Genomic DNA, 23,698 nt, shown 5'->3' with positions numbered 1-23,698 from the left:
CCTATGCTAATTTTTTAAAATTCCTTATCTAATAAAAAAACCTATTCACCTTTGCGGGTGAATAGGTCTTCAATTAGAACTTAGAACCACCAAAGCCATACTCATCGAGTAGCTCTTCAAAGGTTTTGTTCTTTTCTTTTTGTTTTTTTTCAAAAGCAAGCTGTGCCTGTCTTTCCTCTTCTCTTTCTTGTTCAGCTGTCACTAACTGTTTCTTCGTTTCTTTTAACTTAGCAAGAACATCCATAGAAAGCTGATCTGAAAGAGCATTACCTTCTTCTTTTACAGAAGAGGATTTAGCTTGCGGCTGTTGATGTCTTTTTTGCTTTTTTTTAGCCATTTTTTCACCTACTTTATGAGCGTTTCACAATAGTAGCTACCCCTTGACCTCCACCAATGCAAAGTGTTGCAAGTCCTGTTTTAGCATTTCTCTTCTCCATTTCATGAAGTAAAGTAACGAAAATACGAGCACCACTAGCACCGATTGGATGGCCTAAAGCAATAGCTCCACCATTTACATTTAGTATATCATGATTGAAGGATAGCTCTCTATCAACTGCTATAGATTGAGCTGCAAAAGCTTCGTTTGCTTCAATAAGCTCAATATCACTAAGAGATAACTGGGATTTATTCAATGCCTTTTTCACTGCCTCTACCGGACCAATACCCATTACGCTTGGATCTACTCCTGCAGATGCGTTAGCCACAATGGTAGCCAAAGGTTTTAGGCCCAATTGATCTGCCTTTTGCTTAGACATCACAACTACAGCAGCTGCCCCGTCGTTAATACCAGAAGCATTTCCAGCGGTAACAGACCCATCTTTTTTAAATGCCGGACGCAATCCAGCTAGTTTTCCCTCAGTAGACCCTTTTTTCGGATACTCATCTTTATCAAAGATAACGGGATCTCCTTTTCTTTGTGGAATTTCCACAGGAACTATTTCTTCATCAAACTTTCCATTTTCTACAGCTTCTGCAGCTCTTGCTTGTGATCGCGCAGAGAATTTGTCCTGCTCTTCACGTGAGATGTCATAACGGTCACTAAGATTTTCTGCCGTTATACCCATGTGATAATCGTTGAATGCGCACCATAGTCCATCGGAAATCATGCTATCCACTACTTTTTGATCTCCCATCCGGAAGCCGTCTCTAGCATTCTTTAATAGATAAGGAGCTTGACTCATATTTTCCATACCGCCAGCTACAATTATTTCTGCATCCCCAGCAATAATTGCTTGAGTAGCAAGATGAATTGCTTTAAGTCCTGAACCACATACTTTATTTATAGTCAGAGCTGAAACCGATTGTGGAAGTCCAGCTTGAATGGATGCCTGTCTGGCAGGGTTTTGTCCTAGACCTGCTTGAAGCACGTTCCCCATGATTACTTCATCTACTGATTCCTTTTCTACCCCTGCTTTTTCTAATGCCTTATGAATAACGATAGCCCCAAGTTTAGTTGCTGGTACATCCTTTAATCCACCCTGGAAAGAACCAATCGCTGTTCTAACAGCACTTACGATCACAACTTCATTTGTCACGTGAATTTCCTCCTTAATATTCCCTTTTTCAATAAAATCTAATAAATCAAATTAAAAGTTTGCTTGTTCAACCATCCATTCATTACAATAAAAGAGGGAGGGATGAATATGTATAGTTTACCAAATAAAGTGACAATAATCGAGGTAGGACCAAGAGATGGCCTACAAAATGAAAAAAATGAGGTTCCAACAGAAATAAAATTAGCTTTTATTGAACAGCTTCAACAGGCTGGTATAGAAGAAATGGAACTAAGTTCTTTTGTATCACCAAAATGGGTTCCACAAATGAAAGACTCAAAAGAGATAGTTACGAAAGTTAAAAAAGTGGGTAGACAATTTGTACTAACACCAAATAAAAAAGGTGTAGAGCTAGCAATGGAAAATGGAGCTACTAGCTTCGCAGTTTTCGTAGGTGTATCAGATAGCTTCAACCAAAAAAATATTAACAAAACTACAAGAGAAAGTATGGATGAATTGAAGCCTATTGTGGAAAAACTAATGGAAGATGGACATTTTGTCCGAGCATGTATTTCTACTGCGTTCTATTGTCCTTTTGAGGGTGCGGTCGATCCACAAAAGACAATCGAACTATGCAAGGAATTCGTGTCATGGGGAGTAAACGAACTTAGCGTAGCAGATACCATTGGAATGGCGAATCCAAAAGAAAGCTATAATTTATTCCATGCTATAAAAAATGAATTTACGAATACATTAATTACTGCACATTTTCATGATACTCGCAAAATGGGGATTGCCAATATATTTGCAGCCCTACAGGCCGGTATTTCAAGATTCGACACATCTGCAGGTGGCTTAGGAGGATGTCCTTTTGCACCCGGTGCCACAGGAAATGTAGCAACTGAGGATGTTGTGAATATGCTACATAAAATGGATATTTCCACCAATATCAATATGGACGAATTATTAAAAGCAGTCAATATCGTTGCTCCATATGTTTCCAGACCAATTGAGACAGGGATGTATAGATTATATAAGAGCAAGTAGGAGCTGAGCTTATGAAAAAAAGAGTTATCGTTTGGACGAGTATTTTCACAAGTATTCTTACAGCAGTAGCCACTGTGTTTGGTTTTTTTCTCACGAATAAACTCATGTACATGAAGAAAAAAGAAGATGACTTTATATACAATAGAGAAATTACTTCCAAACGTTTAGATGAGGTCTGGTTTAATGCTGTAAACAAATTAGAACGGTGGATACCCTCGAAGAATGGTTACTCTCTGAAAGCGATTTTCATTGAACCTCTCCAAACGAAAAATTACGTCATCATTTGTCATGGTGTTACTGAGAATAAGATTAATTCGCTACGTTTTGTAAGAATGTTCGAAAGACTTGGCTTTAACTGCGTCGTCTATGATCATCGTAGACATGGTGATTCTGGAGGTAAAACGACAAGCTTTGGTTATTACGAAAAAATGGATTTACAGGCAATAGTGGAAGCAGTTCGGGAACGTGCAGGCGAAAAAGCGGTAATTGGGATACACGGGGAGTCAATGGGAGCAGCCACCACCCTGCTATATGCCGGTTCTATTATTGACGATGCAGACTTCTATATCTCAGATTGCGCATTCTCTGATTTTGAAGACCAGGTTTATCATTTACTTACCCAAACCACCCCACTTCGCTCTAGCTTAGCCATCCGATTTGCTAATCTCTTCTTAAAATGGCGAGATGGTTACACCTTGAATTTGGTATCTCCGATTGATGTAGTAGATAAAATAGAAAAACCTGTTTTATTTATTCATAGTATGGAGGATGATTTCATCTTGCCAAAGATGACAGAAGATTTATATGAAAAGAAAAAAGGACCTAAAATGCTCAAATTATTCGATGTAGGAGCACACGCTAAATCGTTTAATGAAAATAGCAAGGAATATGAAGAAGTTGTATCAGATTTTTTAAAGCAATATAGCTTACTAGGGGAAAAATAGGCATTTCTAATTTGATTTTAAACGATTAATATTCCATTAATTAAGCATATTGAATAATAAAATTTTAAGATTAGGATTCCATTATAGAATTGGAATCCTCTTTTTATTTTTATTGATAACAAATCATTCCTAATTGAAATCTTTACATAATAAATTCAGAGTGAAAATCTCCTTAAAGAGAATCTATATTTCTTTGGGAGTCTACTTTAATAAAATTCAACAAATATTTTTGAAGTAATCCTTTTTCATATTAGAAATAATCCCAAAATAAAATGAGTGTATATAAAAAACTGCAAACAGCTCAATTAGTTTGAGATGTTTACAGTCAGAAAGCACCCAATTAATGAGTGCCTTTAATTATTTGTTTTGCATTTTATTCATTTGGTTCATCATTTGTTTCACTTGTTTTTCGGATGGCTTACGACCCATCTGTGCCATCATCATACGTAGCATTTGTTCATTGATTGGTGGATTTTCTTTCAAATATTTCATCATATATTGTCGTGCTGCAAAAAATCCGATTACAACACCACCGATTAAAGCGACAATTACTATAACAACCCATATCCAAGTATCCAATGTTTCTCCTCCTTTACCAACTTCTCTACGTGTACAAGACACCAATTGAAATTATACTATAAATTTCATAGGCATTCTATATAAATTCTTTGATAAATAGCAATTCGAATACTTTTAAGAAAAAGTATTCGAATTGCAAAGAAGAATATTATTTTTGTAGTAGATTTTTCATCTTAGAAACAACATTTTCTACACTAAAGCCATATTCCTTCATTACGATCTCTCCAGGTGCACTTGCACCGAATTGGTCTATTGCAATAACGTCACCTTCGAATCCAACATAACGATGCCATCCAAGAGAAGATCCCATTTCAATAGCAAGGCGTTTTGTTAAGTTAGAAGGCAACACAGCATTTTTATATGCAGTATCTTGTTTTTCAAATCTATCCCATGATGGCATAGATACTACAGAAACTTGAATTCCTTCTTCTGCTAAAGCTTTTTGAGCCTCTACTGCTAGTCCAACCTCTGAACCTGTTGCAAGTAAGATACCCTCTGCATTTTCAACTGGTGAAACGATATAAGCTCCCTTTTCCACACCTTCACTAGCTTGGTCTACAGAACCTTTAAGTGTAGGTAAGTTTTGACGAGAAAGCACTAACACAGTTGGTTGATCCTTAGAGGATACAGCTAATTTCCATGCTTCCGCTGTTTCATTTGAATCAGCTGGACGGATTACTGATAAGCCTGGCATAGCTCTTAGTGAAGCTAAATGCTCAACTGGTTCATGAGTTGGTCCATCTTCCCCTACTGCAATACTATCATGAGTGAACACATATGTTACTGGCAATCCCATTAATGCGGATAGACGAATTGCAGGGCGTACATAATCACTGAATACGAAGAATGTCCCACCGAACACATGTAGACCGCCATGAAGGGCCATACCATTAAGAGCAGTACCCATTGCAAACTCACGAACACCAAACCAGATGTTTTTGCCCGCATAGTTTTCTGCAGAGAAATCTCCAGCATTTTTAATAGTCGTTTTGTTAGAACCAGCTAAGTCAGCACTTCCTCCGAAAAATGAAGGCAGATTTTGAGCGATGGCATTAATCGCTTCACCTGAAGCTGCTCTACTTGCTTGTGAAGTTCCTTCTTCATAAGTTTTAAGTGCATCTGCAAAGTTTGCAGGCATCTCTCCATTAATCGCTTGTTTTAGAGTTTGAGCTAGCTCTGGGAACTCTTTTTCATAAGTAGCTAATCTTTCGTTCCATGTAGCTTCTTCTTGAACACCTTGACGCTCAGCAGCTTCCTTGAAAGTTTCATAAACTTCCTCTGGTACATAGAAATCTTCTTCGAATAACCATTTATATTCTGCTTTAGCTAATAGAGATTCTTCTTTACCAAGCGGCATACCATGAGCATCTGCTTTTCCAGAGCGGTTGGGAGAACCAAATCCAATAACTGTTTTCACTTCGATAATTGTTGGTTTATCGTTTTGTGATTTAGCTTTGTCGATTGCAGCTGAAATTGCTTCAATATCATTACCATCTTCTACATAAATATGGTTCCATCCGTATGATTCAAAACGTTTTTCAATGTTCTCAGAGAAAGATTTATGTAAATCTCCATCTAACGAAATATCATTACTATCATATAATACGATTAATTTATCTAATTTTAAGTGTCCCGCTAGAGAAATAGCTTCAGCAGCTACACCTTCCATCAAATCTCCATCTCCGCATAATGCATACGTATAATGATCAACAATAGAATGTCCTTCTTGATTGTAAGTAGCAGCTAAATGCGCCTCTGCCATAGCCATACCTACAGCCATACCTATACCTTGTCCTAAAGGACCAGTTGTTGCTTCTACCCCTGCTGTGTGACGAAATTCTGGATGTCCGGGAGTTTTAGAGTCCCACTGTCTGAAGTTTTTAATCTCTTCCATAGGAAGATCATAACCACCAAGGTGTAGCAAGCTATATAACAGCATTGAGCCATGACCTGCTGATAAAACAAAGCGGTCGCGGTTAAACCAATTAGGATTGCTTGGGTTGTGGCGTAAATGTTTTGTCCATAATGTGTACGCCATTGGTGCAGCTCCCATAGGAAGACCTGGATGACCAGAGTTTGCTTTATCGATTGCATCGATAGATAGAGTACGAATAGTCGTAATTGCTAATAAATCTGATTGTAATGACATGAATGACATCCTCTCGAACAAAATTTTTTCTATAATAATAGTTTAGACAACAATTCGTGTATTATCAATGGTTTCTGAAATGATTAGTTAATTCAGAAATTTACCCTTTTTCGCTTGTTGTACCTTTTCTGGTGTAACATCGTTTCCAGAAGGGTCGATAACTTTTACACTTTCTATTGTATCTCTCATTGTTGCTCTAAATGTTTCCAAATATTCTTTACGCAAAGCACTTTGTTCTTTTGCTTCCTCAATAGATAATCCACTGGACTTAGACTTTTTTGCCAGCTCATTAATACGTGCTAGTTTTTCTTTACTTAACATATTTTTCATCCTTTCAACTAACTCTTATATAAAGGTATGAAAAAAACTCACGAAGTGCAAGTCTTTACCCTTCGTGAGTCTCTTTAAATTCCATATATCTTCTATGTACGGTTGCTTTACTTATATTAAAACCTAATCCCTTTAATGTAGAGGTGATTTCCTCGTATGTGAGCCCTGCGTTCCGTAATCGGACAATTTCATCAACAGGTATATCTATTCGCTCTCTTCCCTCAGGGTTTCCACGAGTTTTTAAATTCTTTTCTGGACGATAGCCTTTTGATATCGCGCGCTTCATTCCTCTTTTAATCTTAGCATTATGAATTTTACGTTGATATTCCTCCACCAAGGCAAGGATTTCTAAAAGCATAGAATCCATTTCATTTAAGTTTAATATCCCTTTATCCTGTAACGTATAGACCGTTGTGTTTGTTTTCTGAAGTAAATGAAGGACAGCCATTCTACCATTACCTCTACCTATTCTAGTTTCATCTTGCACAAACACCGCTTTGATATCATTTTCTTTTACATAATTGAGCATCTCTAATAGCCCGTCTCTCTCAACATCATATCCACTATGCTGATCTGCAAAAACCTGAGAAACCTCACTGCCCTGTTTTTTAGCAAAATCTATCAACTCTTCCTCTTGTCTCTCTAAAGAAGTTTCTTGTGTGGACTTGTCTGTACTTACTCGACAATAAATAACTGATTTCATTCTCCCGCTACCTCTGTTCCATAATTTAAGTGAAGGTTCTCACTTACTTTAGGAACAACTATAACATCCCCAGCTTTAATAGAGGTATCGTATAAATTATTCATTTCTATTACCTGACTCACCCATTCTTCCCTTGAATCTTCTATGCCATATTTTGTTGCAAGAGCCCATAAGGAATCCCCTTGTTCTATTTTGATGTGTGAGTCTTCCTCGGTTGTTATTGTATGTGAGATTACCATAGTTGTCATAAATATAAGATTTAGTCCTAAAAATAATGCTAAAAAATAATTGTTTTTTACCCAATTCATAAAAAAACCCCCAAAATTAGAATGTTTGTTCGGAATGTATGTTCTAATATTAATACGAACATTTGTTTTTGTCAACAAATATTAGAACCTATGTTTGCATAATTTTCAGGACACTGGTATACTATTAATAAGTATTAATCTAGTAGGGAATTTATTACTAAAAGAGGTGAACTCATTGAAGAAAGCGTCTAAAAGACAGGAAGATATTCTAGCTTTTATAAAGGAAGAAGTTCGTAAAAAAGGCTATCCACCATCCGTACGTGAAATTGGTGAGGCAGTAGGTCTTGCTTCAAGTTCTACTGTACATGGCCACTTAGCAAGATTGGAAAGTAAAGGTTTAATTCGTAGAGACCCTACGAAACCACGTGCAATAGAAATATTAGATGGTTTAGAGGCTACGGTCGAAAGGCAGGGAGTTGTGCATGTTCCTTTAGTTGGGAAGGTTACAGCTGGTATGCCTATTACTGCAATTGAAAACGTTGAAGAATTCTTCCCGCTTCCTGAAACATTTGGTACTTCAGATGATCACCTATTTATGTTAGAAATTATGGGTGATAGTATGATTGAAGCTGGAATCTTGAATGGAGATTATGTCATTGTTAAACAACAGCAATCTGCTAATAATGGGGACATCGTTGTAGCAATGACAGAAGAGGATGAAGCAACAGTAAAACGATTCTTTAAAGAAAAAACGTATTTCCGCCTTCAGCCGGAGAACTCTGCGATGGATCCGATTATTGTTAATCAAGTCTCTATTTTAGGAAAAGTAGTAGGAGTTTACCGACATATTCACTAATGATTGCTTGACTTCTACAATTTTCATAGTATGATTACTTTGAGCCGATATCATATCTAACAAGAAAGTGGACATTTTTGTTTAGATCATCGAAAAACCCCTTCATGTTCGAGACATGAAGGGGTTTTGTTTATATTATTGCTTGTTTTGATTGTTTTGGTATTACATTCATTCCCTCTAAGAGAGTCTTTGCATCTTCATTAAAATAATGTTTGATGTCTTGTCTTATTAGCAAGGACGGGTTATCTCTTATTACCATTCTCAAAGCTCTAACGTCAAATTTCATAGCATGCTTATTAATCGTGTAAATCAAGGAAACTTCTTGGCGAGTTAAAGGCTGGGCTCCTGATTCTAGGGTGTCGTTTATGTAATCTAACACACTTCTCGCATTATCAATAAGTAAATGCTTATTGATATTAACTAGATTTAGATTTTCCTCTATATATTTTCTTGCTGAAGCATAATCTAACTTTTCTATACTATGATTAATCACATTAATTAATTCATTTGCATCCACATTCTATCCCTCCACTAATTCCGGAATTACAGATATATAAGTAGCATTGTACTATATTAACATCAAATTTGTAAGCTCTTTATCCTATTTCAATTCATCGGAATATTAAAAAATCTTTAGGAATTCATAAATGAATACATTTGTTTATTAAAATTTATATTTACATTATTTAATTTATATTAATAGAAAGGATTGATTTATTTGGCTTTTCCATATCGGAATGATTACAGAAAAACGTTATTACCTTATTTGAATAGTTTACAAGAAGAAAGCTGGTTTAAAACCTCACCAACCTATCCAAATAATTTGGCATGGGTTATTTCACATATTGCTACTAGTGAGGATTTCTGGATTAATGAAGTGGCACTCCAACAAAAGTTAGTTTTGACTTTAGACAAAAATTCCTCTCCGTTCGAAATACTTAAAGCTTATCAAGATATTCGCATACATACAGACGGAATATTAAATAACTTGACTGATCAACAGTTTAATCAACTGATTGAAGTCCCTAAATTTTCTGATGGTTGGATTCCTCCTTCTCCCCCAACTTTTAACTGGGTATTCCATCATATATATAGTCACGAAGCATACCACATAGGACAAATTGGCATCATCGCTCATTTCAATGGTTTTCCTAAACCTCTTTTTTAAATTAGCTTCATTGTCTAACTGAGAATATTGTTCAAAAATTATCTAATGGGGGTGAAACAATTCATCCCATTCCCTTTCGCTACATTAATTTGGCTCTTCTATCCTCAAATCATTAGATTCAACAAAAAAGGAAGGACTAAAATAAAAATTTTTGTCTTCCTTTTTTTGTTTCCCTAGCTGATGAGTACTGAAGTTAATACATATATGCGTCCCCCCAATTCCACATCTGATTATTTAAAAGCTACATAGTAGGACTTTTCTTCTCAATGCCACCTCATGCCTCAATATTTATTTTCCATAAAAATGTTATTTAAATACATTTTCTAATCCTACTGTTCTCGTAACCTGTCGTATATATCCACTCTAACAAAAACCCGTTTTCCTTCCTTATAGCAGTGACTTCATTTTAAGAGATGAATATAGTAAATAAGTGCATATTTTAAAGCCGACTGAAATCCCCTTTCTTATCGTGAGAAATAATAAATAAAGTACAGAAACTAACGACAGACCTTACATTTGCTCAACTAAATCCTTGTAAAAGCAACTATTTTTCTATCATCTTAAACCAAGTTATACAATACGTTCTTTACTTTTTTTAATAAGCACAGGATTAAAAGCCAAAAGGAGTTTTTGATAATGCGAAAATGGTTCTTTTTAATAATGGTTTCTTGTATGTTGGGCCTTACTGCTTGCTCCGTAGCAAAGGAGGAAGAAAAACCTGAAAAAGAGATAGAGAAAGTAGTAACAAAAGAAGAGACTGCTGCTGAGGAAAACAAATCAGATTCAAAAGAAGAAGCAACAGTACCTGAGGAGGAAGTGGTATCTACAGATAAGGAACTGGTGCAATACTATGTGGACGATGTGAGAGTAGCTTATATGGAGGTAACAGATTTAGCAGTACGCTGGGATGAGCTAAGATTTGGATCATCCAATGGTGAATTGGACAGCTATACATTTGCCACTGCTATTTACGAGGAAATTCTTCCACAAAATATGTTTGTTTTAGAAAACATTGAAGCTATTATTCCTCCAAATGATGATATTGCAGCCACGCATGAAATATTAATAGATGCTATTAGCAAGCAACATATCGCATTCAGTGAAATTGCTGCTGGTCTTGATGCCAATGATCCAAACAAAATAACTAAAGCAAACGAAATTCTAAATGAAGTTAGGAAATTGGATCGCGAGTTTTCGAGAAAAATGGAGGCTCTTATTAAAGAATACGGAATCCAATAACATTGCAAATCTATTAACCTTTTTTTGATGACTGATCGCCATTGTTTAGCGACCAGTCTTATACATACAAAAGTTTTCATTTTTATAATGTGATAATAAAACAAAGTTCTTCTTTCAAAATGCCTGTTAAGTAATGGCCTCCCTAAGCTCTTCCAGCCTATTACCTATACACTAGTAAGAAGTAATCTTAAAGAGTCTCGCCTAAATAATCGACTAACACGTTAAAGTATTTACTTTATCTCTCGTCACTTTATTTACTATTTGATTGTAACAACAAAATATCTCTTTGCTCTCATAAAAAACAGTAATAATGGGCATTCTGTTAATGTTTAAATGTAATTCTACATATGACAGGTGGAGAAGAATAATGGGAAATCCAAAAGAACCTTTTTATAAGAAGTGGTGGTTCTGGGTAATCGTCGTAATTTTTATTATTGCACTTGCATCAGTTGGCGGAGATGATGAGCCGGTCAACGATATAGCTACCGAGAAAACCACAGAAGACAATAAAAACGAAGCTTCAACGACTGTTGATCCAAAAACAGACGAGGATAAACAAGAAAAGAAAAATGATGGAAAGATTAAATCAGGGACATACAAGGTTGGTACTGATATATCCGCAGGAGAATATATAGTGTTTGCTAACGGCTACACATATATAGAAAGTTCAAAAGACAGCTCAGGTACATTGGAAGGTATTATTTTCAATGATAATTTAAGTAAGGATTCCCATTCCTATGTGACGCTTCACGATGGAGAATATTTTAAGTTTCAGGATGGTGATATGTATTCTATTGAGCAAGCTCCTTCTATAGTTCCTAATGATGGTATTTATAAAGACGGTATGTACAAAGTAGGAAAAGATATCCCGGCTGGAGAATATAAAATTATTTATAATGCTGAGACAGGATTAGGATACTACGAAGTCTCAAAGAGCAGTTCGCATCAGTTAGAGGATATCGTGACAAATGAAAACGTTGAAGCAGATACATATATTACAGTCTCTGATGGACAATATATAAAACTGCAAGGCGTAACAATCGAAACTAAATAGAAAAAAGCGTTGAGATAGAAATCTCAACGCTTTTTCAATATAAATTATTTAATATTTTACAATGAAGGACTCCCAACTACTCACTGCATCATTGACCTATTATTTCACTCTTAAAACCTGACCAACATAAATTGTATAATTGGAGTCTAGGCCATTCCAATCTTTAATCTGTTGAACTGTGCTTCCGTAAGTTTGACTTAAACCGTAAACTGTATCTCCACTTACTACTGTATGATACACAGCGGTACTCTTTTTAGGAAGCCCAAAGGACTTAACAATACCATTTACATGGCCTCTTGCTAGAGATTCAATGAAAGAGGATGTCTTAAGTTTAGCTGCGTCATTGGCATTATCGATGAAGCCATTTTCTGTAAGCAACGAAGGCATATTTGATTCACGCAAAACATGAAAATTAGCCGTTTTCTTTCCTCGATCTGAAAAATTAACAAGCTTTAAGATCTCTGAATGAATATTTGTTTGATATGTTGTAGTAGGAGTTCCGCTACCTGGATAGACATAATCCTCATAGCCTGTCCCCCCTCCTGCATTAATATGAATAGAAAGGAAGAAATCTGCTCCCCAGGCATTCGCTTGATTCGTACGATCCTGCAAAGTTGGAAATGTATCTCCTGTACGACTCATTAATACAGTTACATTGTTGTATTCAGCTAAAAGAATATTTTTCACACGTGTTGCAATTTGCAAAGTTAAATTTTTCTCCTGTAATCCATTACCTACAGCTCCTGGATCAGTTCCCCCATGACCTGGATCAATAAAAATTTTTACCATAATCAATCACCTCTTCTAATTTTTTGTTTTTATTTTTTTAAAGAAAACTTGTACAACCGTTGTCTACACCAATGGAATCACCCCCTTTCAATAGAAAGAGCCACCCATAAGGGCAGCTCAATTTGGTTTTTTATATGTCATTGCTCTTTTACTATCAGAGAGATCTTGTGTAGTAGGATCTTGAATCAATCCTAATGTCGCTAACAGGCCAAAAACTACATTTACCATGGCTAATATCCATTTCTCTATGTTCTCTGAAAAGGTATACTCAGTAATTCCTAGACTATTGAAAGCAATAAGCATTAGCTCTGCTAGGATAAATAATTGGGACAGGAAACTCATCACCCAAATCTTGTTTTGTAAACGCACATTCCAGTTGATATTCATACACTCGTCACCTCCTGAATAAGTGCTACTTCGTCTAATCGACGGTGAGCTTGCTTAGTACTTTCCTCCACTCTTATAAGTCTTTCTGACAAAATTTCTCTATGCTTTTCCGATGCTTTCATTTCTTGTTGAATTATCTCCACCCCTCTACTGATGTTATCGAGCTTGGTTTCAATTACCGCTGTTCTAGCTGCCTCTGCCTTCATATCCTTGTCCCTATTGCGACTATAAGTAAGCAACCCAACAAGAAACCCTAAAACTGTGCAACTCATGCCGATGAATAATTCCATTCCCTCACTCCTTTTTAGGGAACAAAAAAAGAACGGCCCTATTGGGAACGTTCTCTTCTGTCCACTCATATTTTTATTCTTCTTAGTTTATATTAAAACATATCCAAAACGAAAATGTGTGCCAGCAATGTGCCTTCTTTTTATGAGCTCACTTTCTATTCCAAACAACAAAGTGACAATGGTTGTGTTTTAATTACAAAGCACTAATTAGGTAATTAATTTTTAAAACCATTCTATAGGTTATATTAAAACACATCTAAAACAAAAAAGTGTGCCTTAAAAGTGCCACTCGATTATTTCACTATCTTTCAGATCTATGTCCTTAATCAAGTTCTCTTGTTCTTTCCATACAACTAAATTCAGTACTATAGCAAGCTTTTGAAAGGCCGCAGCTTTAATACGATAATACTGCCGATGAGAAAGGTGAAGGTCGGTGTAAACTTCATAATCGTATACCTCCTCCTCACCAAAATATTTCATCGTAATTATAGACCTTTCCTTGTAGGATAGTTTGTTAACAGCACGTATAATTTTCTCCATTACTAGCTTTCTTTTTCGCTCATAATCTATATTTTTCACTGCTGAATTTTCAGTAGACGATCCACTAAAGCTTCCAGATGGCGGTACCAAGGAATACTGAGCTGTAATAGTTGGCATTTTATCTAAAGAAGATTGAAGTAGATATCTTCTAAATTCTGCAAAAGCACGTTCCACTGCTTTTTTGGTTTTACGAGAATCTATTTGCTGTATATTCATTTAAAGTCCTCCTTAATATGGAATGCACAAGTTTGAATGTTTGGACATTAACGGCAAGATTACAAGAGGCATCCTTTTCCATTTGGCCTTAAACTACAACGGGTGCAAAGCAAAAAAAAGACACAAGACTTGTCTTCAAGTCTGTGTCCTGGTTATTCCAGTAACGGTTATATTCTTTTAGTCGATTGAATCTCTATATGTGTAGGCTTTCCATTTTGCCAAGTAATAATTTGTTTTCCGTAGCCATATTGTGGTTTTTCCACTAGCTCCATTTCTCCATCTTTAATCAAACATACAGCTTGCTCGATTTTTAGTTTTTCATTTTTCATACATATCAGCTCCCTCTCTTACTTTCTCTAGTCGAGCTAAGCGCTTGTCCACTTCAATCAAACAAAAACTAAAGCTTAGAGTAACAGTAGTCAGAAGTACGTATAAAACAGACAATTAGAACTCACCCCTTTCAAACGCTACATGCTACCAGTTCCTAAACATATTAGATAAAAGACTTTCAGAGTATGGGTTAAAGCGTATTTCACTTGACTGTTCCTTCACTTTTAAATATTCCTCATAGCCTCTGGTTTTCGTAACTACAAACCAAATCTCAAATGGATCCTTTAGAGTACCATCATTGAAATACCATACATCCAACAAATACGTTTCCTGCTTCATCTAATTTTCTCCTCCCTCTCCAAGTAACCATTTCGGTGACTTTACAAAAAAAATTTTTATTCATCCATTATCTTAGAAGTTCAAACCTGATTGTGAAAACAATATATCACCATATTGGTTACTTGTAAATGGTTAAATAGCATTATACCTTAATTTCACTTCCGTTATGGTGACTTTTATTATATAATTAGATAAATACTATTGCAGGAGGAAAAAAGTGAAATGGAGCTGACTAATTACGTAGGAAAACAGATAAAAAAATGGAGGATTATGAGAAATATGAACCAAGAAGAATTGGCTGAAAAGTTACATACTACTAAACAAACTATTTCTCGTTATGAAAAAGGAGAAAGGAAGGCCAATCAAGAAATATTATATGAGCTTGCTAAAATCTTAAATGTTTCTATCAATGAATTTTTCCCTCCATTAGAATCTAAAAAGGGTAAGAATATCGAAACAATTGCCGCCCATATAGATGAGGATGTTACCGAGGAAGAGATGGAGGACATCAAAAAGTATATTGAGTTTATCAAATCACAAAGAAAATAATTTCCATGAAGGATTAAGGGGGTGTAATTACATGAGTTTCGAGAAACTACTGATGGAATATCCGCAAATATGTATTATGGAAAAGGACTTGCCAAAGGGGCTTTCCGGTCTATACTATGACAATAATATAGAAATCAATAAATCCAAGTCCTCTTACGAAAAACACTGTATTTTGGCTGAAGAGCTAGGACATTACGAGACGTCCACCGGGAATATAACCGATTTAGGTAATATAAACAATCAAAAGCTAGAACTGATTGCAAGAAGGTGGGGCTATGAAAAAATTGTCTCACTTGATCATTTAATCGAGTGTTATCTACATGGGTATACGACTGTCGAGGAAATTTGCTTGCACCTTGAAATTACAGCTAACTACTTAAAAGAAGCCCTTAACGTCTACAAGCAACGATATGGAATTTCCATACAATATAAGGAGTATGAGCTGTTTTTTGATCCATTAAATATTTCAAAAAAATAAATCTAATAGACTTAACTAAATTTTAACGTCTTGTGGAGGCTTCTAAATGCGATTGATAGACATAATTGGGATATGTGTGTGCGTCATTGTATTAATAAATTTATTTATTTTTTTATTTCTTAGAAAAATAATCATGCTTGCGGATATACCGATCAACTATAGAATGCATGAATTGAACTCCTTTTTCTTTCTAGTCCTACTAACTTCTTTTGTACTGATTTTACTCCTAGTATTCTCGGGGAAATTTCTCAAATTCACTATAACCATTTACGTATTATTAACGGCAGTACGAGCTTTTTTTTACTACATCGACAATAAAAACATTAATAATAACATGGTCAATGTTTTAAATGAAAATTTAATCTGGATGTTTTTATTCCCATTAATAATCGGTCTTGTTTTGTTTACTAACAAAAAAACTGCCTAACTTATCCCTTAATGTTATTGGTGATGTATACCTATTAAATAGTGAGCGAAGGATTGTAGATCTCCAGTAAAACGGTCAACCCCATCCACATGATAAAAAGTGCTAGTTTGGTCAAAATCAAAACTTGAATTCGTAGAAGAATATAAAAAAATTCTTTTCTCTAACCCCAGAGCTATTCCCATCTCAATATGGCTACCCTTACCGGCTGGAAGAAGAACAACAAGAAAATCAGAATCAACTACTGCTTGTTTTTCTATTCTGCCAATCTCAGAGAGCAAGTTATACGAATCTACTCTTTCATTCTTAGTCCAATCATATGTGTGGTTCCAACCTTCAAGTTTTAAAATTCTAGCAAGTTCTCTTACTTCATGGATATTCTGAAAATTTGAGGCAATGTAAAAATTCATATTAACTCCCCCCTTTAAAATAAAGTCCAAATTCTATAAAGATATTTATTGTTTACGTTAATTTTATCTTTTTGCACAACAACCATTATATTTAGATAGTTTGCCCATTTTGGTATGAGCTTCTCGAGAGAATTAATCACTTTTTCATCTGGAGTTGTATACCCAACATTCACTTTACTAACTAAGTAGCCTAAAAAATCGCCATACAATGAATTAGACCATTCATACACTTCATTCTTAGTATCAAAAATCCTATTATCTTCTGAATATTGGCCATTTATCCAATGTATCTTCATACACAAGCTCCTTTCTGCTTCGAGCAGCAATTAAGTTTAGGAAATAATATTCTCGGTTTACTTACTTTGACTATCCTGAATAATCCATTCAGCGGCGCCTGCTAAATCAGAAAATATCGCATCAGCTAGAGGGTCACTTTTTCCAAGGAAAACACATTTTGTACCAGCTTTTTTACCCGCAATAATATCCGTATCTGTGTCTCCAACCATATAAGAAGAGGGTAAATTTATTTCATACTTCTTGGCAAGATCTTCAATTAATTTACTATTAGGCTTTCTACAGGAACAGCCTGACTTTGGCTTATGGGGACAATAGACAACATCATTCACAATCGCTCCTTTCTTCCTTAAAGCTTCCTTCATATGCTCATGTATATGAATTAACTGCTGTTCCTTCATATATCCAAGACCTACTCCACCTTGATTGGTAACCACAAACACATAATTAAAGATAGTATTTAATTTTTTTATAGCCTCTGGTACGCCTGGCAGGAAATATAAGTCCTTCGGTTTATTCACAAATTTAACTCTATTAGTTAGTACTTCGTTTATAACACCATCGCGATCTAAAAATACAGCTTTTTTCATCTCTTACACACCTTTATTATTTTCTCCTAGTGTTCCCCGGAAGAAAATAATTATCAGTCTATAAAGAAAAAACCTAAAATGTTTTCGTTTTAGGCTAAGGTGTGTACGTATGTTATTTATTATCTCTTAAAGAAAATATTTAAAACGATAATTAATATAATAATTCCTACAACCGCAATATCTATCCATTTTCTCAACTAAATACTAGCCTCTAGTAGGTCTAAACAATGATCAAAGGTTGCGTGTATTCTATGCCCTCCAAACAAATCGCCATCATGGAATTCACAATATATTTCATTTCCACTTATTTCCACATCATATAATGAAATAGACGTAGCAAACTTTTCTTTTGTTATATCATATTCCCCAGCATCCACTTCATCCCAATTTAGAGTCGGATCATTTTCATCGTATTCTGGCCAAAAATCATTTTTATAATGAATCATATTTGTTGCTACAGATACTCTTGCCTTCTCATCTATAGATGTAAAAAACTTTTCGGCGATTATCAACAGCCTCTTGGCATCGTCTAAATTACTACTATTTAAGCTCCAATGAATTTTACTTTCATGATTTTCATAGTTATTGGTTATTTCATTGAAAGTAAACAGCCCCAATTCGTTGCTGTAAATAGATGAGTTCACCTAATCATCCCCTTTGAATAGATCTTCGGAAAGAAATTTACATAATAGAACTTTCGATAGTTCACATTCACCTATGAATTGATTTTATTCATTAATTAAATTTTGCCGACGATTACATAGAAAAGCAATATATATACCACAGCTAATGAAATGGAAAGTATCGAAGCATATTTTACGAACCCCTTTTCTTTCTTAGAAAGCCAAGATTGTATGGAGTAAAAATCATATATGCTACTTTAAATTATGCAGATCAAATGATTCTTCTAAATCTCCCCATTTAACATTTACTGTAATGACAGCATCTTCGGTTAATTTTGAGCCACCTTTTGAGGCCCCTGAAGAAGAAAATGTAACGGACGATGGAGGTTCTGTGAACTCTTGAATTCTTTTCCCGCTACTATTATCAGTTTGATAAGAGTATTCAAGCTTTTGTAGTGACGACAAATCTTCTAATGAACCTTTGTATTTTAAAACGAACTCATAGCTGGCATCGTTCGAATACGTTTTTGTTCCATTTGTTTCTCCCCATTTTTCGATTCCTTTATACAAATATTCAGCTTCCCAATGATCACTTTCTCCAATAAATTTATAATCGTTTTTCGTGGTCTCAGAACAAGCAGTCAAAAATAATATTGTAAAAAACATAGCGAGTATTTTTTTCAATTTCAATTCCCCCTAAAATTTTAAATTTGAGCTCCACTTTATAACTATTTGGATTTAATACAATTACCTCTGTTTAATTTTTAGCAATACATCACAATTAAATATGATGTTTACTTGTTATTCAAACAGCATTAGACAAATGTCTACACCATTTGGATTTTGTAGGTTAACTCGTAGAGAATGTTGCATTATTATTAATCATTTATAGGTTCATATTTCATACCTTCATCTATTGATTTTCCATCATCATAGACAACTAGAACTATTTTTTTACTATTACCATTATAAAAATATTCTTAACTATACGCAGGATCATCTTCAAAAGTGACTATAAATCCGTACCCACCATTCTTATAGTCTTTAATTATCTTTTTTGATGATATCTTATTATCATCTACACCTTGTTTATTCAGATATTCAGCAAATTTTACTTCAGCATCCTCTTGACTGCCAGGATAGATAGTAACTATAGCTAAAATTGCTAATCCAACCAAAACAACTAAACTTATTATTATTTTTATTTTCAATTAATACACCCCTGTGGATAACTTGAACACAATATAAAAATTTAATTTAGAAATTTTCAATCATCATTTTGAAAAGGTGGTTTGTAACCTCTTCAGCAAATGTTGCTGGTTTAATTAATCATGCAGTTATAGTTGTTAGTGGATAAATTAATCCATACATATAGATAGATAGATTGGATTTACTTGCACTCATTTATAATTTATTCAGCAGATAGATACTTCAGAGTTATCGGATCGTTGTTATTCATAGTTGCTTCGTATAATACGATTTCTCCTGAGGGTGGTATTGGTTCATTCGAGTTACTATTAAAGTTCTCTGATAAACCTATCATCCAAGTTGCTTCGTTATTTTGGACCAAAACAACGGCTAATGTACCAAATTGAACAACACTGTCCCATTTAAACTTTTCCGTTTTTCCGTTGTGTATAACAGTAATTCCATCCGGTGAACTGATAACCATTGCATTATCCCCTTGCCATTGTCCAGCGATAGATGGACCAACGTAAGAATAGGAACCCTCGTCACGATCCCCATAGGTACCGATATATTGGTGTATCGTACTATCAGCAGCTTTATAAGTAACAGCGGCAATGTCTTTTTCTACCCACTTCACTTTAAACTCGCTTTTAGTTTTATAGGGCAAAATTTCTTTTTCCCGAGCAAATATCCAATAATATGATCTATAGTATTTTGCCTGTTTGGCTTTCCTATCTTCCTTAATGACTAACACATTTTTAAAATCTGGTGAAATACTTAGAATATGTTTAGTTTGATAGCTATGGATAGTAATAAAAACCCCTTGTATAAATAGAAGTACGACTGTAATGCTCACTATTATCATTTTCCACTTTTTATTGACAGTGAGCAGAAGAAACAAGGAGAGGAAAATGGCTAATACTATTAATATGTTTATCACGTAAAAAAATCTATTATCCACGTACTCTATTACATATCTTGATTTTAAAAAGAAATATCCCATTTGAACACTAAACAATCCAATGGCCATTAGAAAGAATAACCAGCCTCCTATTTTTTTATATTTTCGGTTCATTTGGTGTTACCTCCATTAAAAATTCCCATGTCTTTCCGTTATCATTAGAAATGAATTTCCCTTTAACTTTCCCACCTTGGTAATCCCCATTAGGTCCTTGATTAATGTAGACGGCTAAGTAGTCATCTTCTTTAAAAGGCACCTCCGCCAGAACAAATATTTTGTTATATTTCTCTGGAATATTGATATTGGCTTCACGCCAAGAGGCCCCTCCATCTTGCGTGATATGAAGATCAGGTTCTTCAGGGTTAAGTATCCCAAATGACAAGAAGCCTATTTCTTCACTAACAAATCCCCCATCTGAAATTAATCTGGTGATATTCGAATGAGTCGCTTCTTTCCATTGCATCCCGCCATCCTTCGTAATATAAACATTTGTCCATTCCTGTGACATTGTACGATCACCTGAAATTATGACGTAACCAAAGGAATCATTTAAAAACTCAACTTTTCGAAAACGAATTAGAGGATAGCGATCTACGACAACTATATTCCCCCATGTCTTACCATCATTTTTTGTATAAAGCAATTCGATACTGGTTTCGTTTGAATCATTTTCATTAGAATATAAAAAATAGGCATGCCCCTGTGAAAGTATATAGCTATCATCTATCAGTTCTGTCTTACTTCCGGAATATTCCCCTTCAAATAACTTTTCTTTTTCAATAGGAACTTCAATCCATTCATTGCCACTATTAAAAGTAATTTGTACTTGATCATTTTCTAAAGAATATCCAGTTAAATCGTCTACATAGAATGGCTGTAGTGGCTTTGTTTGTTCTAATGTTGTTATATTATTCTGCTTGGAATCCGTTGGAATCGCATCTAAATTTTCGTAAAATAAAGTACCTACGAATATACCAACTATCATAATGCAAGCAGTACCAATTATTATTTTTTTCATTAAAAATACTCCTGTCGTTTCCTTGTTATTCCTATTTTAAATTAGTTGAAGTTTCAACTGTTATTAGTCCTATTCCATTTTTTAATTCTCTTCTATTATAGCGGTTTCTACAAGGTTTTTGGAAATATTTGTAGAATATAGATAGTAGAGTAAAATGACTGTTAATGTTAACAGTACTTTAGAGGAGGATTATAGAATGAAACGTTTCTTTTGGTCTTTATTTGCCGGGATAAGTGGTCTCCTTATAGGTATATCACTTAATCAAATAATAAACGTAAATTCCTTTGACTATATCTTATTACTAATGATAGGTGTGGCTATCATGTCATTCGGTATATGGGGTTATCGTAAGTATGTCGGCAAAGGCTTACTATTCAAATCAAAATGAGATAGAACAACAAATGATAAGGAGCATTAAGATGAGGAAGGCTTACTTATTCTTATTCACTCTATTTGTGTTAATAACTGCTTGCCAAGGGCAAGATCCTAAAGTTATTACCTTAAAGGACGTAATTGGCTCCCTTGAAAATCAGCACCTTACTCTAGAAGAGCCAAAGGAGAGGATTGGTAATATTTTTGGTAATATTTTTGGCAATAAGCTAAACGGCATAAAACCAAATATATATTTGCTAGATAACAAACCATTCTTAATCTATATCTACCCTTCTGAGGAAGATCGGAAAAAAGGGCTTAAAGAATTTAAAAAAGAGACGGAAAACATGAATGTTGTGTCCTATAATCTATACGAATTCCATAATGGCTTAATCTTTTATGTATACCAAACAGATTTAAATGAAAGCATCGAGGAAGGCTTGCAAAAAGCCTTAAGTGATTTAGAAAAGTATAGATAATAAATTTCCAGTCCAATAGATTTTGTGAAGCCGATTATTAATCGGTACATTCCTCTTCCTTGCAATCTATTAGACAGTAGCTGTATATGTTGAAAGGGACCTCTATTTTATACAAAGAGGTCCCTTTCTATTTTTAGTTAAGTGGCCTAGATATAATGAATTCATATTTTTCTACGTTCTCATCTGCTTCCATTGAAACTCCAAAAATCGTTGTGGCATCGTTACATATTTTAACATTAGGAAGTTCGTCTTGCGTCAAAGAATCAAAAATGTCAGGGTTCATTTTTATTAAGTTAATTTGTTTACCTTGTGAAGTAAGATATTCAATTCCTTCATGAATCCTATTCAATAATATTTCCATCTTTATCCCTCCTTCGTAACCTCTTTTAGTAGTTTGTCCAGAAATACTAAAAATATTTGAGAAGCTTTTTATCCTCCTCTATTAGGACCAGTAAATTATTTTTCTACTTGTGATATTACACATGTATTTCCAACCATGAAAATAAAATATTATTGACAATTTTTAATAATAGAATTAATATTTATGAGAGTTAATTGAAAATGATTATCATTACTAATTAATATCAACTTTTCTTAAAATACAAATGACAAAAAAGGAGTTTTACATGATGAAAAAGCTATTTATAACATCCTTATTTTTCTTAGTGCTTTTACTTGCAGCATGTGGGAACAATGACACGAACAAGGAAGAAACTGAAGGAGAGACAAAGTCGGATACTTTTACATATGAATCTGAAACTGGACCTATTGAGGTTCCTACAGATCCCCAAAGAGTAATAACTCTTACAAATGGCCCAAACGCACTGGCTTTAGATGCTAATATCGTTGGAATTGACGACTGGACGAAGATGAACCCTCTTTTTCAAGAAAGACTTGATGGAGTAGAAGTTGTAACAGAGGAAAACCTAGAGAAAATAATTGAATTAGATCCAGACCTGATTATAGCAGGCTCGCATATGAATAATATTGATAAATTAAATGAAATCGCACCGACTGTTGTTTTTACATGGGGAAAACTGGACTATTTAGATCAGCAGTTGGAAATTGGAAAGCTGCTGAACAAAGAAAAAGAAGCTAAAGAATGGATTGAGGATTTTAAATCACGCGCGGCATCCACTGGAGAGGCTATTAAAGCGAAAATTGGTGAAGATGCTACTGTTTCTGTTATTGAAAGTGGTAATAAGGAGTTTTATGTTTTCGGAAATAATTATGCACGTGGCACTGAAATTTTATATCAAGCCATGGGTCTAAAAATGCCGGAAAAAGTGGAGGAATTGGCTCTTGAATCTGGTATATATACATTTTCCACAGAATTACTTCCTGAATTCGCTGGAGACTATGTAATTTTTAGCAAAAATCCTGATGTAGATAACTCTTTTTTAGAAACAGATTTATGGAAGAACATCCCTGCCGTCAAAAACGGTCAAGTATATGAAATAAACACAAAAGCTTCTACTTACAGTGATCCAATTACTCTAGATACTTTGCTTGATTTTTTTGAAAGCTCCTTTTTACAGAAATAATACTAGAGAAAGCTCACATCTTTAATGTAAGTACGATTGCATATTTTTAGATATGAAGAATACTAAT

The 23,698-nt window shown here is 34.6% G+C and carries 35 protein-coding genes; 11 read left to right on the top strand and 24 right to left on the bottom strand.

Going from position 1 to position 23,698, the window contains the following annotated elements:
• Positions 1-73: 73 nt before the first annotated feature.
• Positions 74-337, bottom strand: coding sequence for a DUF3886 domain-containing protein (locus tag MKY94_RS08605; RefSeq protein WP_144537015.1), 264 nt, complete (start codon positions 335-337; stop codon positions 74-76).
• A gap of 13 nt (positions 338-350) precedes the next feature.
• On the bottom strand, positions 351-1,535 hold the full coding sequence (locus MKY94_RS08600) for an acetyl-CoA C-acetyltransferase (protein WP_342578484.1): 1,185 nt from the start codon (positions 1,533-1,535) through the stop codon (positions 351-353).
• A gap of 108 nt (positions 1,536-1,643) precedes the next feature.
• On the opposite strand from MKY94_RS08600, the gene MKY94_RS08595 reads away from it, so the two are divergent.
• Together MKY94_RS08595 and MKY94_RS08590 are read left to right on the top strand one after the other, a co-directional pair.
• A complete protein-coding gene (locus MKY94_RS08595; protein WP_342578483.1) occupies positions 1,644-2,540 on the top strand; it encodes a hydroxymethylglutaryl-CoA lyase in 897 nt (298 codons plus the stop codon).
• An 11-nt stretch (positions 2,541-2,551) separates the two neighbouring features.
• The gene (locus tag MKY94_RS08590) at positions 2,552-3,484 is read left to right on the top strand and encodes an alpha/beta hydrolase (protein WP_144537021.1); all 933 of its coding nucleotides are present in this window, start codon (positions 2,552-2,554) and stop codon (positions 3,482-3,484) included.
• A 357-nt stretch (positions 3,485-3,841) separates the two neighbouring features.
• Here the strand turns inward: MKY94_RS08590 and MKY94_RS08585 are convergent, their stop codons facing one another.
• The 5 genes from MKY94_RS08585 to MKY94_RS08565 form a co-directional block, all read right to left on the bottom strand.
• Positions 3,842-4,063, bottom strand: a complete 222-nt coding sequence (locus MKY94_RS08585; protein ID WP_144537029.1) for a YneF family protein — start codon at positions 4,061-4,063, stop codon at positions 3,842-3,844.
• Positions 4,064-4,211: 148 nt separating this feature from the next.
• Positions 4,212-6,212: a transketolase gene (gene tkt, locus MKY94_RS08580; protein ID WP_191697426.1), complete on the bottom strand. Its 2,001-nt coding sequence runs from the start codon at positions 6,210-6,212 to the stop codon at positions 4,212-4,214.
• 87 nt (positions 6,213-6,299) lie between these two features.
• The gene (locus tag MKY94_RS08575; protein ID WP_144537032.1) at positions 6,300-6,533 is read right to left on the bottom strand and encodes a DUF896 domain-containing protein; all 234 of its coding nucleotides are present in this window, start codon (positions 6,531-6,533) and stop codon (positions 6,300-6,302) included.
• Between the two features lie 64 nt (positions 6,534-6,597).
• On the bottom strand, positions 6,598-7,245 hold the full coding sequence (locus MKY94_RS08570) for a recombinase family protein (protein WP_191697425.1): 648 nt from the start codon (positions 7,243-7,245) through the stop codon (positions 6,598-6,600).
• On the bottom strand, positions 7,242-7,553 hold the full coding sequence (locus tag MKY94_RS08565; RefSeq protein ID WP_191697424.1) for a LysM peptidoglycan-binding domain-containing protein: 312 nt from the start codon (positions 7,551-7,553) through the stop codon (positions 7,242-7,244). Before MKY94_RS08565 ends, MKY94_RS08570 begins: the two co-directional genes overlap by 4 nt.
• A gap of 175 nt (positions 7,554-7,728) precedes the next feature.
• On the opposite strand from MKY94_RS08565, the gene lexA reads away from it, so the two are divergent.
• Positions 7,729-8,349, top strand: coding sequence for a transcriptional repressor LexA (gene lexA, locus MKY94_RS08560; protein WP_151110235.1), 621 nt, complete (start codon positions 7,729-7,731; stop codon positions 8,347-8,349).
• 130 nt (positions 8,350-8,479) lie between these two features.
• Here the strand turns inward: lexA and MKY94_RS08555 are convergent, their stop codons facing one another.
• A complete protein-coding gene (locus tag MKY94_RS08555; RefSeq protein ID WP_191697423.1) occupies positions 8,480-8,866 on the bottom strand; it encodes a hypothetical protein in 387 nt (128 codons plus the stop codon).
• Between the two features lie 192 nt (positions 8,867-9,058).
• On the opposite strand from MKY94_RS08555, the gene MKY94_RS08550 reads away from it, so the two are divergent.
• The 3 genes from MKY94_RS08550 to MKY94_RS08540 all read left to right on the top strand — a co-directional run bounded on the left by MKY94_RS08550 (position 9,059) and on the right by MKY94_RS08540 (position 11,810).
• Positions 9,059-9,517 carry a DinB family protein gene (locus MKY94_RS08550; protein WP_342578481.1) on the top strand — a complete coding sequence of 153 codons (459 nt, stop codon included), beginning with the start codon at positions 9,059-9,061 and terminating at the stop codon, positions 9,515-9,517.
• Positions 9,518-10,153: 636 nt separating this feature from the next.
• Entirely contained in the window at positions 10,154-10,756 is a 603-nt protein-coding gene (locus tag MKY94_RS08545) for a hypothetical protein (protein WP_340863028.1), read from the top strand.
• A gap of 367 nt (positions 10,757-11,123) precedes the next feature.
• Complete coding sequence (locus tag MKY94_RS08540; protein WP_342578480.1) at positions 11,124-11,810, top strand: hypothetical protein; 687 nt, start codon at positions 11,124-11,126, stop codon at positions 11,808-11,810.
• Between the two features lie 99 nt (positions 11,811-11,909).
• On the opposite strand, the gene MKY94_RS08535 is transcribed toward MKY94_RS08540, so the two are convergent.
• The 7 genes from MKY94_RS08535 to MKY94_RS08505 form a co-directional block, all read right to left on the bottom strand.
• Positions 11,910-12,599: an N-acetylmuramoyl-L-alanine amidase gene (locus MKY94_RS08535; protein ID WP_191697419.1), complete on the bottom strand. Its 690-nt coding sequence runs from the start codon at positions 12,597-12,599 to the stop codon at positions 11,910-11,912.
• A gap of 117 nt (positions 12,600-12,716) precedes the next feature.
• Entirely contained in the window at positions 12,717-12,986 is a 270-nt protein-coding gene (locus tag MKY94_RS08530; protein ID WP_191697418.1) for a phage holin, read from the bottom strand.
• Positions 12,983-13,276 carry a hypothetical protein gene (locus tag MKY94_RS08525; RefSeq protein WP_144537052.1) on the bottom strand — a complete coding sequence of 98 codons (294 nt, stop codon included), beginning with the start codon at positions 13,274-13,276 and terminating at the stop codon, positions 12,983-12,985. The genes MKY94_RS08530 and MKY94_RS08525 overlap by 4 nt, the downstream gene beginning before the upstream one ends.
• 276 nt (positions 13,277-13,552) lie before the next feature.
• Positions 13,553-14,032 carry an ArpU family phage packaging/lysis transcriptional regulator gene (locus MKY94_RS08520; RefSeq protein ID WP_342578479.1) on the bottom strand — a complete coding sequence of 160 codons (480 nt, stop codon included), beginning with the start codon at positions 14,030-14,032 and terminating at the stop codon, positions 13,553-13,555.
• Positions 14,033-14,199: 167 nt separating this feature from the next.
• Entirely contained in the window at positions 14,200-14,361 is a 162-nt protein-coding gene (locus MKY94_RS08515) for a DUF3954 domain-containing protein (protein ID WP_144537056.1), read from the bottom strand.
• Complete coding sequence (locus tag MKY94_RS08510) at positions 14,351-14,476, bottom strand: hypothetical protein (RefSeq protein ID WP_263619337.1); 126 nt, start codon at positions 14,474-14,476, stop codon at positions 14,351-14,353. The genes MKY94_RS08515 and MKY94_RS08510 overlap by 11 nt, the downstream gene beginning before the upstream one ends.
• Positions 14,477-14,506: 30 nt before the next feature.
• Positions 14,507-14,701 carry a hypothetical protein gene (locus MKY94_RS08505; protein WP_340863024.1) on the bottom strand — a complete coding sequence of 65 codons (195 nt, stop codon included), beginning with the start codon at positions 14,699-14,701 and terminating at the stop codon, positions 14,507-14,509.
• 222 nt (positions 14,702-14,923) lie between these two features.
• Here MKY94_RS08505 and MKY94_RS08500 point away from each other — a divergent pair, with 222 nt between their 5' ends.
• Together MKY94_RS08500 and MKY94_RS08495 are read left to right on the top strand one after the other, a co-directional pair.
• Positions 14,924-15,250: a helix-turn-helix transcriptional regulator gene (locus MKY94_RS08500; protein WP_144537060.1), complete on the top strand. Its 327-nt coding sequence runs from the start codon at positions 14,924-14,926 to the stop codon at positions 15,248-15,250.
• 31 nt (positions 15,251-15,281) lie between these two features.
• Entirely contained in the window at positions 15,282-15,728 is a 447-nt protein-coding gene (locus MKY94_RS08495) for an ImmA/IrrE family metallo-endopeptidase (protein ID WP_191697415.1), read from the top strand.
• Positions 15,729-16,169: 441 nt separating this feature from the next.
• Here the strand turns inward: MKY94_RS08495 and MKY94_RS08490 are convergent, their stop codons facing one another.
• From MKY94_RS08490 to MKY94_RS08455, 8 genes are all read right to left on the bottom strand, one after another.
• Positions 16,170-16,562 carry a group-specific protein gene (locus tag MKY94_RS08490; RefSeq protein WP_191697414.1) on the bottom strand — a complete coding sequence of 131 codons (393 nt, stop codon included), beginning with the start codon at positions 16,560-16,562 and terminating at the stop codon, positions 16,170-16,172.
• Positions 16,563-16,576: 14 nt separating this feature from the next.
• Positions 16,577-16,858 (bottom strand): hypothetical protein, encoded by a 282-nt coding sequence (locus MKY94_RS08485; RefSeq protein ID WP_191697413.1) that lies wholly within the window; start codon positions 16,856-16,858, stop codon positions 16,577-16,579.
• Positions 16,859-16,915: 57 nt separating this feature from the next.
• Positions 16,916-17,446: an HAD family hydrolase gene (locus MKY94_RS08480; RefSeq protein ID WP_191697412.1), complete on the bottom strand. Its 531-nt coding sequence runs from the start codon at positions 17,444-17,446 to the stop codon at positions 16,916-16,918.
• Between the two features lie 197 nt (positions 17,447-17,643).
• Positions 17,644-18,090 carry a DUF2262 domain-containing protein gene (locus tag MKY94_RS08475; protein ID WP_342578478.1) on the bottom strand — a complete coding sequence of 149 codons (447 nt, stop codon included), beginning with the start codon at positions 18,088-18,090 and terminating at the stop codon, positions 17,644-17,646.
• 231 nt (positions 18,091-18,321) lie between these two features.
• Entirely contained in the window at positions 18,322-18,753 is a 432-nt protein-coding gene (locus MKY94_RS08470) for a hypothetical protein (RefSeq protein ID WP_225216079.1), read from the bottom strand.
• Positions 18,754-19,049: 296 nt separating this feature from the next.
• The gene (locus MKY94_RS08465) at positions 19,050-19,280 is read right to left on the bottom strand and encodes a DUF3139 domain-containing protein (RefSeq protein ID WP_342578477.1); all 231 of its coding nucleotides are present in this window, start codon (positions 19,278-19,280) and stop codon (positions 19,050-19,052) included.
• Between the two features lie 200 nt (positions 19,281-19,480).
• Positions 19,481-20,332, bottom strand: a complete 852-nt coding sequence (locus MKY94_RS08460) for a hypothetical protein (RefSeq protein WP_342578476.1) — start codon at positions 20,330-20,332, stop codon at positions 19,481-19,483.
• Positions 20,316-21,236, bottom strand: coding sequence for an oxidoreductase (locus MKY94_RS08455; RefSeq protein WP_342578475.1), 921 nt, complete (start codon positions 21,234-21,236; stop codon positions 20,316-20,318). The genes MKY94_RS08460 and MKY94_RS08455 overlap by 17 nt, the downstream gene beginning before the upstream one ends.
• Positions 21,237-21,432: 196 nt before the next feature.
• Here MKY94_RS08455 and MKY94_RS08450 point away from each other — a divergent pair, with 196 nt between their 5' ends.
• Positions 21,433-21,624 (top strand): hypothetical protein, encoded by a 192-nt coding sequence (locus MKY94_RS08450; protein ID WP_191697408.1) that lies wholly within the window; start codon positions 21,433-21,435, stop codon positions 21,622-21,624.
• Positions 21,625-21,655: 31 nt separating this feature from the next.
• On the top strand, positions 21,656-22,087 hold the full coding sequence (locus MKY94_RS08445; protein ID WP_342578474.1) for a hypothetical protein: 432 nt from the start codon (positions 21,656-21,658) through the stop codon (positions 22,085-22,087).
• A 133-nt stretch (positions 22,088-22,220) separates the two neighbouring features.
• Here the strand turns inward: MKY94_RS08445 and MKY94_RS08440 are convergent, their stop codons facing one another.
• Entirely contained in the window at positions 22,221-22,448 is a 228-nt protein-coding gene (locus tag MKY94_RS08440; protein WP_144537080.1) for a lactate dehydrogenase, read from the bottom strand.
• Positions 22,449-22,716: 268 nt separating this feature from the next.
• Between MKY94_RS08440 and MKY94_RS08435 the strand changes: the two genes are divergently transcribed.
• Complete coding sequence (locus MKY94_RS08435) at positions 22,717-23,631, top strand: iron-hydroxamate ABC transporter substrate-binding protein (RefSeq protein WP_144537082.1); 915 nt, start codon at positions 22,717-22,719, stop codon at positions 23,629-23,631.
• The last annotated feature ends 67 nt before the right edge of the window (positions 23,632-23,698 follow it).

Origin of the sequence: Psychrobacillus sp. FSL K6-2843 (assembly GCF_038626375.1) — a bacterium.
Lineage (GTDB): Bacteria > Bacillota > Bacilli > Bacillales_A > Planococcaceae > Psychrobacillus > Psychrobacillus faecigallinarum.
This window is presented reverse-complemented; position numbering and strand designations above follow the sequence as displayed.